A 15594-nucleotide genomic window follows, 5' to 3' on the forward strand; every position below is an offset into this window, starting at 1 on the left:
ACTTTGTGATTTTGAATATATAATCTTGCTAATCTAAAAGGAATTAGAAATGAAAAAAATCTCTCTCCGTTCTTTAGGGGTGATTTTTATCGCCCTGTTTGCTGCACTGAGTTTTTCCCAAGTGCATGCTGAAAACTATATCTCCTTCAAGACAAAAAAACAACCTGGAGAAGGAGTTTTTGTTCGCCTCTACATCATTGCCACTGGAAAAGTGGAATTTGAGGGTATTGATGGGAGTAGCTTCGTAAACAAAAAATTCTGCAATTACACTTTAAATTCCCAAGAGGTAAAAATCAAGGGAGACATCTCATGGTTCTACTGTTATGAAAACGACATTACAGAGCTAGATGTGTCCAACTGTCCTAATCTCTCTGTGTTGCTGTGTTACAAAAACGAAATAGAAAAATTAGATGTGACTGCCAATGAAAACTTGGAGAGCTTGCGTTGTCATAAGAACAAGATCAAAGAACTTGATTTGAGCAAATCCTCTTCTTTGAAGAATTTGGAATGTAGCAATAATCCAATCGAAAAAGTTGATGTTTCCCAATGCCTGAATCTAAGAGAGATTGATTGTCATGCAACCAAAGTCAGAACCATAGATTTTTCCAATAACACCCATGTCCGTGATGTGCGCGTTTTTCTCAACGAGATCCCCGAATACGAAATGTTGCATTTGGTCAGAACTCTCCCGATGAGGAAGTATGATCAGTTGAAAGGTAAAGAAGGAAAGTTTTATGTGGTAGAAAGCAGGGATAAGTTGAATCGAGAAGAGAAAAATGTGTGTAACACGGATGCTGTGAAAATAGCAGGGGATAAAAACTGGTTAGTGCTCGACTATAGCAATGGCAAAAATCAAGGTAAGGGAGTAATTTATCCGGGAGTGAAACCATCTGATATCGAGCTTGCTGAAGACGCCAATTATGCTGTTTATCCCAACCCTGCTCAAGATTATGTTATTGTTGCAACATATCCGTTCGCAGAGGTTAGACTCTTAGCTATGAATGCTGAATGCTTGCTTACGACAGTTGCTGATAGCGATGGTTTGGCTCGCCTGAATCTTGCAAAAGTCTCTGACGGTCACTACGTAATAATATCTGGTGATAAGGTTTTCAAACTGACTGTTGCTCACTGATAAATTTGATATGAGAGTAGTTTTCTTATCTCCTGTCTGGGTTTTGAAACTATTCAGTCCATAATAACTTCAAAAGTTTATATAAAGTAAAAGGGGCTGTGTTGAATACCATATTTCGACACAGCCTCTTCTTTTTTATTTGTATCAGTTTTTGCTCTTTCGATCTTGAGCTACTTAGTCATTCCTTAAAAACTTCTTTAAGGAATGACTAATATACTATTACGAAACTAAGCTCTAGTCATCTCTCTCTTTCTCTTCCTCTTCAGTTTCAAACCTTTCTATCCCCCCCCTAAAGCTGCCAAAAACTATTAAGATGCTAAAAAAGAGACTTTTCATCTGCAAAGAACAGATTGTATGATTTCACAACAAGAGGCTGTGCCAAATATCAGCACAGCCTCTTGTGTGTATCATCTCTTTGTTAAGAGAACAGGTTCCTATGTCTTCTCTATTGTTGGTTAATTACCAGTTGTATTCACGAGCATTGTTATACCTCTGAAATCACTCATATACAGAATAGAGAAATATTTATCACCGAATTTGAAACCATAGGCATTGTGTTTTTCCGAGTAATCCCATTCTTGAGGTTCAATTCCATTTATTTTGAGCCATTCTATAAAATCGGGTTTCTTTACATCGTGAATATCCTCTATGCAGTTGAGCACTATTGCAATATTCCCTTGTCTGTAAATAACTCGTCTGATATTACTTTGCTCAAATTTCTCTCCTTCAAGTGTGTAATCTAATTCTCCTCCAGGAGTTTCTTTTCTTAGACCCAATTTTTTCTCATGTTCTTGGAGTTTTTTCTTGTCTTCGTTTGAAGGGGAAAGTTTCACATAAGAGAGATCAGGAAAGTCTTTTGCATTCTTTACTACAGGGTGTATGGAGTATCTCCAAATAGTAAGAGTAGATTTGCCCTTGTAGTCAGGTGCTTCGTTCTTTTCTAATTGAGCAAAAACAGGCCCTCCATTGTCCCAAATAAGTGAACTGCCATCACTGGAGACACTTGATTCCGGATAATTCTGTTCGACCATCATTTCATTGATTTTTGGTGCTTGAGAAGCTAAAGTCTCGGTTGTATGACAGAGAATCAAGTCTCGGCCTGCAGCGCGAATTCCGTAAACAACAGCCGTGATTGTCAGGTCTTTGTTGACGTAGCCAGGGAATTTTTGTCCCCAAATATCTACATTAGACATGTGTTCTCTTCCAACTCCTTCTTCATGCTCGACGATATTGGGATCCTGGTCATTTGTAGAGAAGTTGAAAAGAGGAAGTTCAGTATTTACTGTTCCCTGAGGCTTTACAATCACTTTGAGTTGCACATCTTTTGCATTCTTTGCAGAAATGATAATCGTAGTTTCGCCAATCTCAACTCCCTCAATTTTGCCATCAGAAACTTTCGCTATCTTTTCGTCCAAAGACTTCCAACTTACCGGAGTGCGAGGAGTGGTTGTGACTGTAACAGTCTTGGTACGTCCTTTTGTTACTGAGACTTCCTTCTGATCTAACTTGATCTTCACTTCTGTTTTCTCTTTATCACAAGAGAAGAGGGAAAGAAGCAAAACAGAAGCAATTGCCATCAAGGCTATACTAAATGATTTTCTCATTGTCTTTTTAGTTGATTATTAAATACGGATGTCAATATTCGGTACCCCTACTTGTATATCTACAGAGTGAGTTGTTTAGATGTTCCATTCAAAACCGCAGGGTCAAAAATTTGCATCAAAATGTACTCTCCGGAAAGGTATACCACAAGCAAATGGGTTTTGGTCAGTAGTTGTGCTTTTGTTTTATTCGCATTAAGCTTCCATTCTCCTCCTTCTCCACAGTTGAGGCGGATCCACTTATTGAAGCTCTCATTTTTCACATCTTCAACCTTTGCCAAACAGTTGAGTCTGGTATTTAGGTATGGCCTTTCCTTCTGCTGTTGAGGTTTACGAATGTATATTACGGCATCAAAATTACTCAACATTGTTTTTTCCTCAAGGGGATAGTAGGCTGGATTTTCAGGGTTCGAAGCTTTCCCTCTTTCTCTGAAGCCCAATCCTTTCTCGAAAGATTCTATATCTTCCAAAGAACCAGTTAGAGCTTGCATGGATGGAAAATCTTTGACATCTTCCACTACGGGATGCAGGACTTCTACTATCTTCTCTTCCTTGGAGTATTGACCCTCCTCCATAAATTGAAGAACGGTTCTAGTTCCATACTCTTTATGAATAAATGAGAAAAGAATAGCCTCGATATTTCCCTTTTGCCATTTGATTGCAGGATCACCGTCCGGTTCCAAAGTAACTCGCTCTGGTTTCCCAAACCCTGCATCAAGCATCAATTTCTCAGTGCGCTCAAATCTATCCAAAGTTTCTTTGGAATAACACATGATTATCTTGTGTGTTTTGTTTGCAATACCATATATCACCACGGGGATCGTTGGTAGATCTACATTCAAATACCCAGGGAATCTTGATCTATTTAAGAAATTTATTTCTCGGTTGAAAACACGACCAACATTCTTTTCATAAGAGACAATGTCTTCGTCTAAGTCGTTTTTTACGAATTTTAGTAGAGGTAATTCCGATTTTTTTACCTCTACATCTATCACTACATCTTTGGCCTTTTCTGCTGAAATAACAACTTGAGTAACACCTTCCTGCATAGCCCAAAGCTCGCCGGATTGGTTTACTTTGACAACAGTTGGGTTTTTGCTGCTCCAATTTAGAATGGTCTCAGGCTCTGTAGTAACTTTCAATTTTACATACTGACCCATTGCTATAGTCATTGACAGAGGGCTATTTAACTTAATCTCAACTTTTTGTTGTGGTTTATCTTCTTTTGTGCAAGAAGACAGTAAAAGCATACTCACAGTCAACAATGACAAGAGCACCGAAGATAAAATTTGTTTCATTGTACTTGGAACTAAGATAGAGTTTGGATACAAACACTCACCAGAATAGATTTCCTTTCCCTTTAAAAGGGATTATCGAGAGTGTACCTTCTTAAAATTCAAATGGGAGAGCTGAGATTGCTTCTCCCATTTGATGCTGCTTATTGGTGTCTACTACTTTTTCTTGTAAAAGATAAGCAGAGAGTTGCTGTTTAACTCTTCTCTGTATTTGTCATCAACAATCTCAGCTTTTATACCATCCATGCGAGACCATTGGTAGCAAGGTTCATCCAGGAAGCCTTTTACAGGATCTTTGGAAGTGGCTACAAATCCCATTTTCTCCAAGTCGGTGGCCACTTCGGGATGATCATCCCAATTCTTGCGTAGGAATGCAAATGTTAGAGCCATAGTACCCTTTTCTCTTCTTTGATCGTAAATGGTGGCTGTTACTACTTTGTTTTCTTTATTTAGAAAACCACTGAGAGGCAGGACAACGGTAATTAAGGCCGGTTGGCGACCGAGGGCTAATTCGTGAGGACCAACAGCTCCTATTAATTCCTCTTTATCTTTAAAAAAAAGTTTTACTATGGGTAGCTCGGATCCCTTGGGAGGGGTACTTTCCCATTCTTTTACTGTTATTTTTACTCTCTCTGGTTGGGCTTTTGAAGCTTTTACCTGGATAAAGGTTTCGCCTTTTCCCTGAGCTTTCACTATGCCATTTTTGTCGACACTGGCAATAGACTCATCAAGAGAGAGGAAAGAAAGTGGACCTGTGGGAGTTACTGAGACTTCGAGTTTGGCGGTTTGACCAATTGAAAGTTCTAGATTCTTGGTTATCAAGTTGATTTTACTACTCTCTACCTTCTTGTCGCAAGAAAAAAGAGACAAGACCATAAGACCTGCTGCAAGCAGAACGGAACTGATTTTGTTTTTCATTTTGTTGTTTAACTTATGCATTATTCGCTATTTAAATACGTTTTTCTAAGCAGAGTTTATGCCCATCATTTTTTTCTACACTCGTCTCTGTTGTTTGTTTGTGCTTTGTTCTCTACACAAGAAAGAAGATATGAGATCTAAGATCTACTGCGGATATTATTCCGCACAAAAACTTTCCTCACAATCTAATTTCACACTAAAAACTTCTGAGTGTAAACACCAAAGAAAGACCGCAACCCCTTGCTCGGCAAACTTAATAAAAATCTGGTTTGACGAGAAAAAGACAATACGCGTTAGTATAGATAGTTCTTATCGTGATGTATTCAAGTTGATCAGAAGTTTTTTGAAATGGTATTAAAATGATATGCATATTTCTCTCCTTTGATTGAATTGGCTTTTTTTTGTCTGTTTTTTTTACTTGAATTATTGCAAGAAAAGAGGAATTCGGTGTCTTATTTTTTTTGAAAAGGATTTCCCATGAGAGATTCTGAAGAGCAGGACTAATTTAGGAAGTGGATACAGCTAAAAAATTGCTAAACTTGCAACTGTACAAAGTCTGCCAATTGCGGATAACAAATATCGAAAGAAATAAAAAGAGAATTGCCATGACCAAAAGACTAACTATTATTTATTTACTGAGCATTTTCTTCTCTCTCTTTGTCTTTTCTTGTTCGAAAGACAAGGACGAAGAGGAAAAAGTGTATTTCACTGTGACATTCGATGCAGATGGAGGTATGCCTATTCCCCTGGCTCAGCGAGTGGCAAAAGGAGAGACAATTGTAGCTCCTTCGATAGTTCCCCAAAAGACCGGCTTTGTTTTTGTCTGTTGGTCTGAGGATGGAACGAGTTCATACGATTTTCACACACCCGTAACACGAGATTTTACACTGCGAGCTAAGTGGCAGTCAGAGGCTGTTGCCGAATATTGGAATGTTACATGGGAACTTAATGGCGGTTCGTGGCCAACGGGTGATAATCATGTTGATAGGGTGCTCAAGGGAGGAACTTTGACAGAGCCTTTGGCTCCTGTTAAAACAGGAAACACTTTCGATGGATGGTATCAGGATGCCGGATTGAGTAAAAAAATCTCTTTCCCCTACGATGTGAGTACTCAGACATCAGATATCACTCTTTATGCTAAATGGATGAAAGAAGACATCCCTGGCGATTTTGTAGTGTTTTCCAGTATAGAAGACCTTTATAGCTGGCTCCAAAAGCAACCTTTTGACAAGGAATACAAAGTCGGTCTCAAGGGCATCAATCTCGACAGTGGTGACAATTGGAGAGAATTAAGGCGCACTATTAAAGCTGCTTCTATCAAAAATCAGACCATTTTTTTGAATCTGAAAAGTTGTACAGGAAGAATGATCCCCAATGGAGAATGGGAGGACAGTAAACTGTATGCCACATTTAACGAGCTTCGCAATTTGGAGAAAGTCATTCTGCCGGAGACCTTGGAAATAATCGGAGAATACGCCTTTTATAAATGCGGGATTTCAGAGATTGAATTTCCCGATCAGTTGCAAGTCATAGGCAGAAAGGCCTTTCTTGGATGTCATTTTTCAGCTATTGAATTTCCCGCAGCTTTGCAGAAGATCGGCGAAGCTGCTTTTGTCAGTTGTGGCGTTTTGGCGTCTATCAAATTGCCCCAAGGTCTGAAGGAGATCGGAGAGGGAGCTTTCAAATCTTCCGGTTTGGAGACTGTCACTATTCCGAATCCTGCGACCAAGATTGGAAGTGGGGCATTCTCTTATTGTTCTAAGCTGACTCGGGTAATGTTGCCTGAAGGAATAACTTCTTTAGGGTATTGGTTTGTAGAGAATGAAGCTTTGCAATCAATTAATATCCCTTCGACGGTGAAGGTAATAGAAAAGCTCGCATTATCTGGTTGTAAAACATTGCCCACCATCGCAATCCCCAATGGAGTGATCAAAATCGAGGAAGGTGCTTTTCTGGGTTGTGCAGCTCTGCCTTCCATCAAGCTCCCCGAAAGCCTAAAGGAAATAGGTGGGAAAGGAGTCTTTTCCGATTGTACATTCAGTACCATTGAATTTCCCAAAGGAGTCCAAACTATCGGAAATGGTGTCCTTGGAAAGAGCGCAATCATCCAAATCAGGATGTTAGGAGAGATACCTCCTATATTGGAAGGAGAGCTGTACACCAATTCTCCGTTCGTCTTTCAGATACGCGTGCCGGCCTCAGCCGTCGATACTTATAAGAAAGCGAAAGGCTGGAAGCAGTATGCCGATAAGATCTCAGCGGAGTAAAATCTGCAGAATTTCATTGAGAGAACATTATACGCCTCCGAAAAGTCACTAATCTTTTTACAGAAAGATTAGTGACTTTTCTAGAAGAAATTAGCCGCTTTTGAAGAGGAGCTTATTCTACATATGGAGAGCCTTTTCGAAAGTCTTGTAAGTAAGATACGGTTACTTAATTTACATGAGACTTTTGAAAAATAAGGAGATGTAGGAAAGAGGTATTCTTCGGATAAAAGGAGGGAAGAATTTGGGGGGAAGCAAGGGACAAGGAATAAAATGGCTTGTAAATTACCCTTGCGGAGCTACATGAACGATCTCCGCAAGGGTAATTATGTCTTATCCTACACATGAGGACATAATTATCCCCGGTGTTCTGTATAGGTTAAAGGCGATGCTCTCAAGAATGTTTTGGGTATGGGTCTTTGCAAGCCCCCGGTAGCGACATCGTCCGCCATGAAACCACCGACGAATACAGCCAAAGGGGCGTTCGATGGTAGTCCGTATCGGACTGATTGCTTTGTTTCGCTGTTTCTCTTGCTCGGTCAATGCCCTGTTGCGTTGTGCCTTGTGCATAATGCCATCTTGAAGGTGATGTGTTTGCAGGTACGAACGATTTTCTCGAGAAGCATATCCTTTGTCCGCCAGGATGGCTGTGCCTTGTGGAATGTTTATACTCTCCAATAGCGGAATAAGCTCCTTCGTATCACTGCGGTTCGCTGCAGTCGTTATCACCCTTTGAACAATGCCTTGAATATTGGTCAAACAATGCTTTTTGTATCCATAGTGATAACACTTTTGTTTGTACACCCAACGTGCTTATTCATCCGTCCCTTTACGCTGACGGACAAGCTGTTTTTGATAATCCTCCTCCGCCTCTTTTTCCTGCTCGCTCCGATTGTCTTCCCTATCGTCTGCGACTTCAATCGTAATGCTTCCATTGGGTTTATATGGCGTCTGCACAAGGCTTGCATCGACAAGTACCCCTTCCCTTATCGAAGTGTGATGGAGGGAAAGTTGCTTATTAAACTGCACCAAAAGTTTGTCCATCAGGCCCAGTTCGGTCAGTGCCGAACGAAATCGACTGATGGTGCTGTGGTCGGGAGAAACCTCTTCCATTTTCAAGCCCAAGAATCGGGAAAAAGTGATTGAATCATTGATACGCTCCTCCAGAGCACAATCACTGAGGTTATACCATATCTCCAGGAGCAACATCTTGAATAAGAGAATCTCATCATAAGCAGGAGCACCGATGGCATTTTGTCGCTTCGTGTATTTCTTGTTGATTGGCGTCCGAATCGGACGCCAATCAATAAGCCTGTCAATCTGATTGAGGAAGTCTTTGAGATAACGCTTTGAAAGGAGTGCGTCTGCAAATGTTACATGCTCATCGGTGTTCTTGGATTGGTATGCCATGGGAAGAATATTATTCTGTTTTCAGTACTCACTTATAGGAAATAATTCCCTATTATACAGTGAATTAACAGATGAATACAGGCAAATTGCTGTGCAAAGGTCTCTACAGGAGAAAATTACATTCACATTGCTCAGCTCCTCTGTCTTAGGTAGGAGAGCGAAGAGACTCTATGAAGAAGCTATTCCTGCATCTTCATGAGATTTCTCTCTGTATTATTTGATAGCAATGGACGTAATGTTTGGGGGATATGTTGTTACATTGTGTTGCGAAGGGTTGTTTCACACATCGAAAGTTATACATTACTTACGTTTGGTTGGTTCTTTTGTTCAGGTTTATTTTGGATCAGGAGTACCCGTTCAATCTCATCCACAATGCGATCGGCAGCTTTCCGGTGTGCCAGAGATAAAGCTGATTCGGAAAGGCGAGACAATTGTTCTGCGTCAGCAAGTAAATCCAGAGCAGTCTTGCCTAATAGCTCTGGAGCTTCTTTGTCTGTAATTAACACAGCCGCATTGCGCGAAGACAGAGCCTTTGCATTTTTCGTCTGATGATCCTCTGCTACATTTGGTGAGGGAACCAGTATGGAAGCCTTACCCAAGAGACACAATTCTGACACCGAGCTGGCCCCAGCGCGAGATACAACCAAATCAGCCAATGTATAGGCATGATCCATTCTATCGATAAAATCGGATATATACACTTTGAGTCCTGATACGGCTGCTACTTCTTTCCGCATTTGCTGTATATACTCTTTGCCTGTTTGCCAAATGAGAGTAACTCCAGCTTGAGTGATGCTTGGCAAAGCTCGTGCGATAGCAAGATTGATTGTGCGAGCACCCAAACTCCCCCCTATCACCAATAAGATTTTGGAAGAATCTTGTGACAATCCGAAGTATTGTAGAGCCTCTTGTCGATTTCCTTGGAGTATCTCGATCTCTGGACGAATGGGATTGCCGGTGAGTATTATCTTGTCGGCAGGGAAGAAGCGCTCCATCTCGGGATAGGCCACACAGATGCGCTTTACCTTTTTGCTCAAAAACTTGTTTGTCACCCCGGCATAGCTATTTTGCTCTTGGATCAAAGTTGGGATGCCTAACATTTGGGCAGCTTTCAGAGTCGGAGCACTGGCGTATCCTCCTACACCCACTACCACTTCTGGCTTGAATCGTCTGATTGTGTTGCTGGCAAGGCTCAAGCTACGAAGCATATCAATACCTACTTTGAAGTTCTTGAGAAGATGTTTGCGATCCAGCCCTTTGATCGGAAGGCCGACAATCTCATAGCCAGCTCTCGGAACTCTTTCCATCTCCATTCGCCCTTCGGCTCCTACGAAAAGGATCTGCGCTTCGGGGTATCTCTTAGTGATCGTATCGGCAATAGCTATGGCAGGAAAGATATGTCCTCCGGTGCCTCCTCCGCTAATGATTATTCGTTTCATTATTTTCTTTCTTCTGCAAATTCTTATTCCTCGATTTCCTCCCTCGAACTATCAAGCAGTGTCATACAAGAGCCTGTTCCCTCCTTATTCTTTTCCCTTCTCCTTCGCTCTTCTTCCATGGCAGAGATAAGGATAGCCAAGCCGAAAGCTATACTGGTAATGATGTATGAGGTCCCTCCTCGGCTTACCAAAGGCAGGGTCTGTCCCGTCACCGGACCAATTCCCACAGCCACCATGAAGTGAAGTATTGCTTGTAGCACATAGAGCAGTCCAATACCTTGGAGTACCATCCGGTTGTATTTACTCCGGCAAGATATACCTATCTCCCCGAGACGGAAGAAGAAAATCAGGTACAAGAAAGGCACTACAAAAGCTCCTATCAGGCCCCACTCCTCTATGATGATTGTGTATATGTAGTCCGAAAAAGCCTGAGGGAGGATATCTCTTTCTATACTGTTGCCCGGGCCACGCCCCAGAAGTCCTCCGATAGGTCCCTTGCCCATGGCAATAGCAATCCTAGCATGCTGCTCTTGAAAATTATCGTCGTTGATCACATACCTCATGGAGTCTCGTTGAGCTTCGGTCAGGTGTACAGATGTAGAGTCAGAAGAGGACAAATGAATGCTGATACGTGACTTCCATGTAGTAGCACGTGGTACAATCTTGGCGATAGTCTGTTCTGGAAGGCTTACTACTGCAAGAAAGGCCAGAATGATGAGAGCTGTTGCTGCACCACAAGCCTTGAGTAAAACCCGGTTAGGCATACGGCCTACCCAGGCATAGAGGAATGTGAAGAGCAATAGCATGAGGAAAGTGGACATGTTGGATTTGACGATCAGCAAAAGAGGGAAAATCATGAAAATCCAAAAAGCTATCTGCTTTCTCCTATCTTCCCTACAATTCACCAGAAAATGAGCACCCATGCAGATCAGCCCTAGACGTATAATTTCTGATGGTTGGAAGACAATCGGGCCCAATTTGACCCAGCGCACAGCCCCATTTATTTCTACTCCAAATCCAATGAAGAGTAACAGCTGAGAGAAAATACCCAAAAGGTATATGAGAATAAGCCCTCCCTTGAAGAGCCTTGGGTGGTCTAAGAAGTAAGCACTGTAATGTTTGGTCCCAAAAAAGACAATAGCAGCAGAGACAAGCTGGAAAAAGAAGTGAACTATAATAGGAGGCAGTGAAGAATCCCCCTTATAGGTCAATGTACTAGTAGCACTGTACACTTCTACCAAAGAGATAAGCATCAATCCTATATAAATCCACCATAAACGCCAATCCCCGGGGAGCTTCTTTAGCTTGAGGTGCGACTCTTTTCTGTCCTGAGAAAAGTCGGTCAGACTCGTTGTGGCTTTACTGCGGAAAGGAGGGAATGCTCTCATGATTCTCTTGCTTTGTCTATAGGTGTTTAGCTCATTGCCAGGGCACAAGCTCTGAATTGGTCTCCTCGGTCTTCGTAATTGCTAAACAAGTCAAAACTGGCGCAACAAGGAGAGAGTAGAACTGTTGAACCGGGGCGAGCCATTTCGGTTGCCTTTCGGACGGCCTCGGGCATGGAACGAGCATCTGCTATCTGTGCCACCTTTCCATCAAAGGCTTTGTGCAGCTTGTCGTTATCTACACCGAGAAAGACTAATCCGATGGCCTTTTCTTTCACGGCCTCCTCTATTACACTATAGTCATTTCCTTTGTCCGTCCCTCCAAGAATGAGGACGATGGGGGGTGTCATACTTTCCAGAGCTGCCACTGTAGATTGTATGTTGGTTGCTTTGGAATCATTGACATAGCGAACATCTTTGAGTGAACGTACAAACTCTAGTCTGTGAGGAACATTTCTAAAGACATGTAGGGCTTGGTAGAGGGATTCGTTGGAGATGCCCACTACAGAGGCTGCCAAAGCCACAGCCATGGCATTCTGTAGGTTATGTGCCCCTGGTAGAGCTAATTCGGATCGTTTGATGCAGAATATTGCTTCCCCATTCTTCTTGACCTCCAATTCATCTTTGTCATTGAGAAAAGCCGATACCTCACCCTCGTTCCTGCTGATAGAGAATGGCAGGAGTTGAATATCGGGAGCCAATTCTTTCACTCTGCGATTTACATAAGGATCATCTGCCCAGTAGATGAAGCTCTCTTTTGGTCCCATGTTCTGAATAATACGCATTTTGGCTTCGGCATAGAGGTCGAATCTATGGTTATACCGATCCAAGTGGTCGGGAGTGATGTTGAGCAGGATGGCGATATTGGCTTTGAACTTATACATATCATCCAATTGGAAGCTACTAAGTTCTATCACATAATATTGGTGTGGTTCATAGGCAACTTGCCGAGCCAGACTGAAACCGATATTCCCAGCCAGACCGACATCCAATCCAGCCGATCTCAAAGCATGATGAAGCCACATTGTCGTTGTTGTCTTGCCATTACTGCCAGAGATCCCAATCATATAGGCATCTGTATAACGTGCTGCTAGCTCTATCTCTGAAATCACAGATATGCCAGCTTTACGAACGGCTTTCATCACTGGGGTCGTCTCTGCCACTCCTGGACTTTTGACTACTTCCAAGCTGTGGCAAATAAGCTCCAGCGAGTGTCTCCCTTGTTCATAAGGGATCCCATACATAGCTAGCTCCTCCTGATGTCTAGGAGCTATCTGACCGTAATCCGAAACAAAGACCGAAAGTCCGTGTTTATTGGCCAGGATAGCAGCTCCTACACCACTCTCTCCAGCACCGAGAACTACTATATCAAAAGGTTTTTCTGGTTTGCTATTCATAATTCTTTATCCTATCTCATTTTGAGTGTTGCTATTGTAACAGCTGCTAATATCAGTCCAATCAACCAAAAACGGACCGTAATTTTCGATTCAGGCAGAGGCGAAAGAGGTTGCTGTATACGAGCTTCTATGCCGGCTCGTCCTGGTTTTTGAAAGTGGTGGTGTAGAGGAGTCATCTTGAATATGCGTCTACCATTGCCGTATCTGTGTTTGGTATACTTGAAGTAGGCTACTTGTAGTATCACTGATAGTCCTTCGGCAATGAAAACACCACAAAGAATTGGGAGCAGCATCTCTTTGCGTATTATGATTGCAAATACAGCAATAATCCCTCCAATGGTAAGACTACCGGTATCTCCCATGAAAACTTGTGCCGGATAAGCGTTGTACCACAAAAAACCAATTGTAGCTCCCACGAAGGCCATGGCAAACACAGTAAGTTCTTCTGCCCCGGGAATAAACATAATATTGAGGTAGGAAGCCATCCCTATATGCGAGGATACATAGGCAAAAATACCCAATACGACTCCGACAATAGCAGAAGAGCCAGAGGCTAATCCATCTAGTCCGTCCGTAAGATTGACACAATTGGAAATGAGAGTCACAATAAATATTGTCACCAGGACAAAAAGCAGCCAAGACCCAACACGCTTAGCCTCCCCCTTAAAAGGGATCAAATCCGCATAATCGAAGTTGTTGTTCTTTACAAAAGGGATGGTTGTCTTGGTCGATTTGGTCTCGGAGGAAGCAAAAGAGACATGCTCGATATTGCCATCCCGCATCAGTTCCGAATTTTCTTTTATCACCACAGCCGGACTAAGGTAAAGTACTAGCCCGACAATCATTCCCAACCCGACTTGTGCGTAGATTTTGTACCGCCCATGAAGACCTTCTTTGTTTTTCTTAAATACCTTGATGTAGTCATCCATAAAGCCGAGAATGCCGAGTAACAGGGTTGATATGATCATCAACAGAATGTAGACATTGTCGAGACGAGAGAGTAGAAGCACTGGTAGCAGGATGGAAATGATAATAATAATCCCTCCCATTGTAGGTGTTCCTTTTTTGCTAAGCTGTCCTTCTAATCCCAGGTCTCTTATGGTTTCCCCAATTTGCAACCGTTGTAGGCGACGAATAATTTTGTTCCCTATGATGGTGGAGATGAGTAATGCTACAATCAGAGCAAGAGAAGCCCTAAAGGAGACATACAGCCCTAATCGAGCTCCAGGAAAAGAAAATTGTTCGAGCCAGTCGAAGAGGTGGTATAGCATATCATTATCTTGTTTTGAGAGGGATTACTGATTATCCATAAACTCCCGCAGTACTTCTCTATCATCAAAGTGATTTCGCTTTCCGTCTATCTCCTGATAGGTCTCGTGCCCTTTACCTGCCACAAGGACAAAGTCTGAAGGTTGGGCTAGCATACAAGCTGTGCGGATGGCCTCGGCTCTATCCAAAATAGAAAGTGTGCGAGCCAGAGAGTCCGAATCGAGTCCTTGTTTCATTTCCTCGATTATGTCTTCTGGTTTTTCGCTTCGTGGGTTATCAGAGGTCAGGATCAGTCGGTCAGAGAGTGATGCTGCTTCTCTGGCCATGACCGGTCTTTTGCCTCGATCTCTGTCGCCTCCGGCACCCACCACACAGATCAGTTGCCCTTTCCCCTGCATTAGTGTTCGCAGGGTACTCAGTACATTGACCAGAGCATCTGGGGTATGGGCATAATCGACTACAGCAGTATATCCTCGGTGAGAGGATATTGTCTGAAAACGTCCAGAAACAGGTTCTAATGCAGAAAGACTAGTGGCAGCCTCTTCTCTACTCATACCCAGAAGACGACTTGCTGCGTATACGGCAAGCGCGTTATAGACGTTAAAATCGCCTACCAGCCTGAGAGTAATCTCTTGGCCATCAATCACAACATCGGTAGCATCAGGATACAGGGCTATTACTTTGGCTCTGTAGTCGGCATCCTGCTTTAGGGCGTAGCAATAGTGCCGAGCTGCACAATTCTGTAGCATTACTGCCCCTCTTTTGTCATCCACATTGACAAGAGCGAAAGCCTCGGGTTTTAGGTTGTCAAAAAATCCCTTTTTTGCCTCAATATACTTTTGCATGGTTTCGTGGTAATCGAGGTGATCCCGGGTGAGATTAGTAAATATGGCTCCATCGAAATCTATCCCAGCGATACGTTGCTGATCAACGGCATGTGAGCTAACTTCCATGAACACATGTGAGCAACCCACAGTCTTCATACGAGCCAAAAGGGCTTGCAGGGCAACAGCATTGGGAGTTGTATGAGTTGATGGGATGATTTCCTCATCTATGTAGTTGCATACAGTGCTGAGCAGACCCACTTTGTATCCTCTTTGTTTGAAACAACGATAGAGGAGGGTTGCAATTGTCGTTTTTCCGTTGGTTCCGGTTACACCTACTATCCGCATCTTGGTGGAGGGATTGCCCTGTAGACGTGAGGACATCAGCCCTGCAGCCGAAGAAGTGTTTGTCAACTGTACATAACATACCCCAGCAACAAATTTGTCGGGCATAGACTCCACAACTACAGCTGAAGCTCCTGCTGCAATCGCCTTGTCTACATACAAATGTCCATCAGCTTGTGTGCCGCGGAGAGCAATAAAGACATCTCCTTTTTTCACTTGGCGGGAGTCGATACACACAGCATTGACATTGCAGTCTGAATTTCCCTCCATGTGCAAGGGGGAGAGATCTTGTATGAGTTCTCTAAGAGTCATAGA

10 protein-coding genes and 1 pseudogene are annotated in these 15594 nt (G+C 42.7%); 2 read left to right on the plus strand and 9 right to left on the minus strand.

The features are described from left to right. Positions 1–49 precede the first annotated feature (49 nt). Positions 50–1132: a leucine-rich repeat domain-containing protein gene (locus DQN70_RS02700; protein WP_023938073.1), complete on the plus strand. Its 1083-nt coding sequence runs from the start codon at positions 50–52 to the stop codon at positions 1130–1132. A gap of 455 nt (positions 1133–1587) precedes the next feature. Here DQN70_RS02700 and DQN70_RS02705 read toward each other — a convergent pair whose 3' ends face one another. From DQN70_RS02705 to DQN70_RS02715, 3 genes are all read right to left on the minus strand, one after another. Next, positions 1588–2736, minus strand: a complete 1149-nt coding sequence (locus DQN70_RS02705) for an Ig-like domain-containing protein (protein WP_023941451.1) — start codon at positions 2734–2736, stop codon at positions 1588–1590. A 59-nt stretch (positions 2737–2795) separates the two neighbouring features. Further along, entirely contained in the window at positions 2796–3905 is a 1110-nt protein-coding gene (locus DQN70_RS02710) for an Ig-like domain-containing protein (RefSeq protein WP_036888142.1), read from the minus strand. A gap of 279 nt (positions 3906–4184) precedes the next feature. Continuing rightward, positions 4185–4946 (minus strand): Ig-like domain-containing protein, encoded by a 762-nt coding sequence (locus tag DQN70_RS02715; protein WP_042226393.1) that lies wholly within the window; start codon positions 4944–4946, stop codon positions 4185–4187. A gap of 605 nt (positions 4947–5551) precedes the next feature. On the opposite strand from DQN70_RS02715, the gene DQN70_RS02720 reads away from it, so the two are divergent. Continuing rightward, entirely contained in the window at positions 5552–7213 is a 1662-nt protein-coding gene (locus DQN70_RS02720; protein ID WP_023938069.1) for a leucine-rich repeat protein, read from the plus strand. Positions 7214–7543: 330 nt separating this feature from the next. On the opposite strand, the pseudogene DQN70_RS02725 reads toward DQN70_RS02720, so the two are convergent. The 6 genes and pseudogenes from DQN70_RS02725 to DQN70_RS02750 all read right to left on the minus strand — a co-directional run bounded on the left by DQN70_RS02725 (position 7544) and on the right by DQN70_RS02750 (position 15591). After that, positions 7544–8620, minus strand: a pseudogene (locus tag DQN70_RS02725) (IS5 family transposase). Positions 8621–8913: 293 nt separating this feature from the next. Next, complete coding sequence (murG, locus tag DQN70_RS02730) at positions 8914–10059, minus strand: undecaprenyldiphospho-muramoylpentapeptide beta-N-acetylglucosaminyltransferase (protein ID WP_023940721.1); 1146 nt, start codon at positions 10057–10059, stop codon at positions 8914–8916. Between the two features lie 23 nt (positions 10060–10082). Further along, positions 10083–11447 carry an FtsW/RodA/SpoVE family cell cycle protein gene (locus tag DQN70_RS02735; protein ID WP_023936650.1) on the minus strand — a complete coding sequence of 455 codons (1365 nt, stop codon included), beginning with the start codon at positions 11445–11447 and terminating at the stop codon, positions 10083–10085. Positions 11448–11473: 26 nt separating this feature from the next. Further along, the gene (murD, locus tag DQN70_RS02740; protein ID WP_023940724.1) at positions 11474–12841 is read right to left on the minus strand and encodes a UDP-N-acetylmuramoyl-L-alanine--D-glutamate ligase; all 1368 of its coding nucleotides are present in this window, start codon (positions 12839–12841) and stop codon (positions 11474–11476) included. Positions 12842–12852: 11 nt separating this feature from the next. Further along, positions 12853–14112 carry a phospho-N-acetylmuramoyl-pentapeptide-transferase gene (mraY, locus tag DQN70_RS02745; RefSeq protein ID WP_023936648.1) on the minus strand — a complete coding sequence of 420 codons (1260 nt, stop codon included), beginning with the start codon at positions 14110–14112 and terminating at the stop codon, positions 12853–12855. Between the two features lie 24 nt (positions 14113–14136). Next, positions 14137–15591 (minus strand): UDP-N-acetylmuramoyl-L-alanyl-D-glutamate--2,6-diaminopimelate ligase, encoded by a 1455-nt coding sequence (locus DQN70_RS02750; RefSeq protein WP_023940726.1) that lies wholly within the window; start codon positions 15589–15591, stop codon positions 14137–14139. Between the last annotated feature and the right edge of the window lie 3 nt (positions 15592–15594).

The sequence above is a fragment of the Porphyromonas crevioricanis genome (genome assembly GCF_900476255.1).
In the GTDB taxonomy this organism is placed as follows: Bacteria; Bacteroidota; Bacteroidia; order Bacteroidales; family Porphyromonadaceae; genus Porphyromonas; species Porphyromonas crevioricanis.

What these genes read in the sequence shown, in the direction of transcription:
- mraY (WP_023936648.1), bottom strand. Translation starts at nt 14,112, where the DNA reads ATGCTATACCACCTCTTCGACTGGCTCGAACAATTTTCTTTTCCTGGA.
- DQN70_RS02700 (WP_023938073.1), top strand. Translation starts at nt 50, where the DNA reads ATGAAAAAAATCTCTCTCCGTTCTTTAGGGGTGATTTTTATCGCCCTG.
- murD (WP_023940724.1), bottom strand. Translation starts at nt 12,841, where the DNA reads ATGAATAGCAAACCAGAAAAACCTTTTGATATAGTAGTTCTCGGTGCT.
- murG (WP_023940721.1), bottom strand. Translation starts at nt 10,059, where the DNA reads ATGAAACGAATAATCATTAGCGGAGGAGGCACCGGAGGACATATCTTT.
- DQN70_RS02715 (WP_042226393.1), bottom strand. Translation starts at nt 4,946, where the DNA reads ATGAAAAACAAAATCAGTTCCGTTCTGCTTGCAGCAGGTCTTATGGTC.
- DQN70_RS02705 (WP_023941451.1), bottom strand. Translation starts at nt 2,736, where the DNA reads ATGAGAAAATCATTTAGTATAGCCTTGATGGCAATTGCTTCTGTTTTG.
- DQN70_RS02750 (WP_023940726.1), bottom strand. Translation starts at nt 15,591, where the DNA reads ATGACTCTTAGAGAACTCATACAAGATCTCTCCCCCTTGCACATGGAG.
- DQN70_RS02710 (WP_036888142.1), bottom strand. Translation starts at nt 3,905, where the DNA reads ATGACTATAGCAATGGGTCAGTATGTAAAATTGAAAGTTACTACAGAG.
- DQN70_RS02735 (WP_023936650.1), bottom strand. Translation starts at nt 11,447, where the DNA reads ATGAGAGCATTCCCTCCTTTCCGCAGTAAAGCCACAACGAGTCTGACC.
- DQN70_RS02720 (WP_023938069.1), top strand. Translation starts at nt 5,552, where the DNA reads ATGACCAAAAGACTAACTATTATTTATTTACTGAGCATTTTCTTCTCT.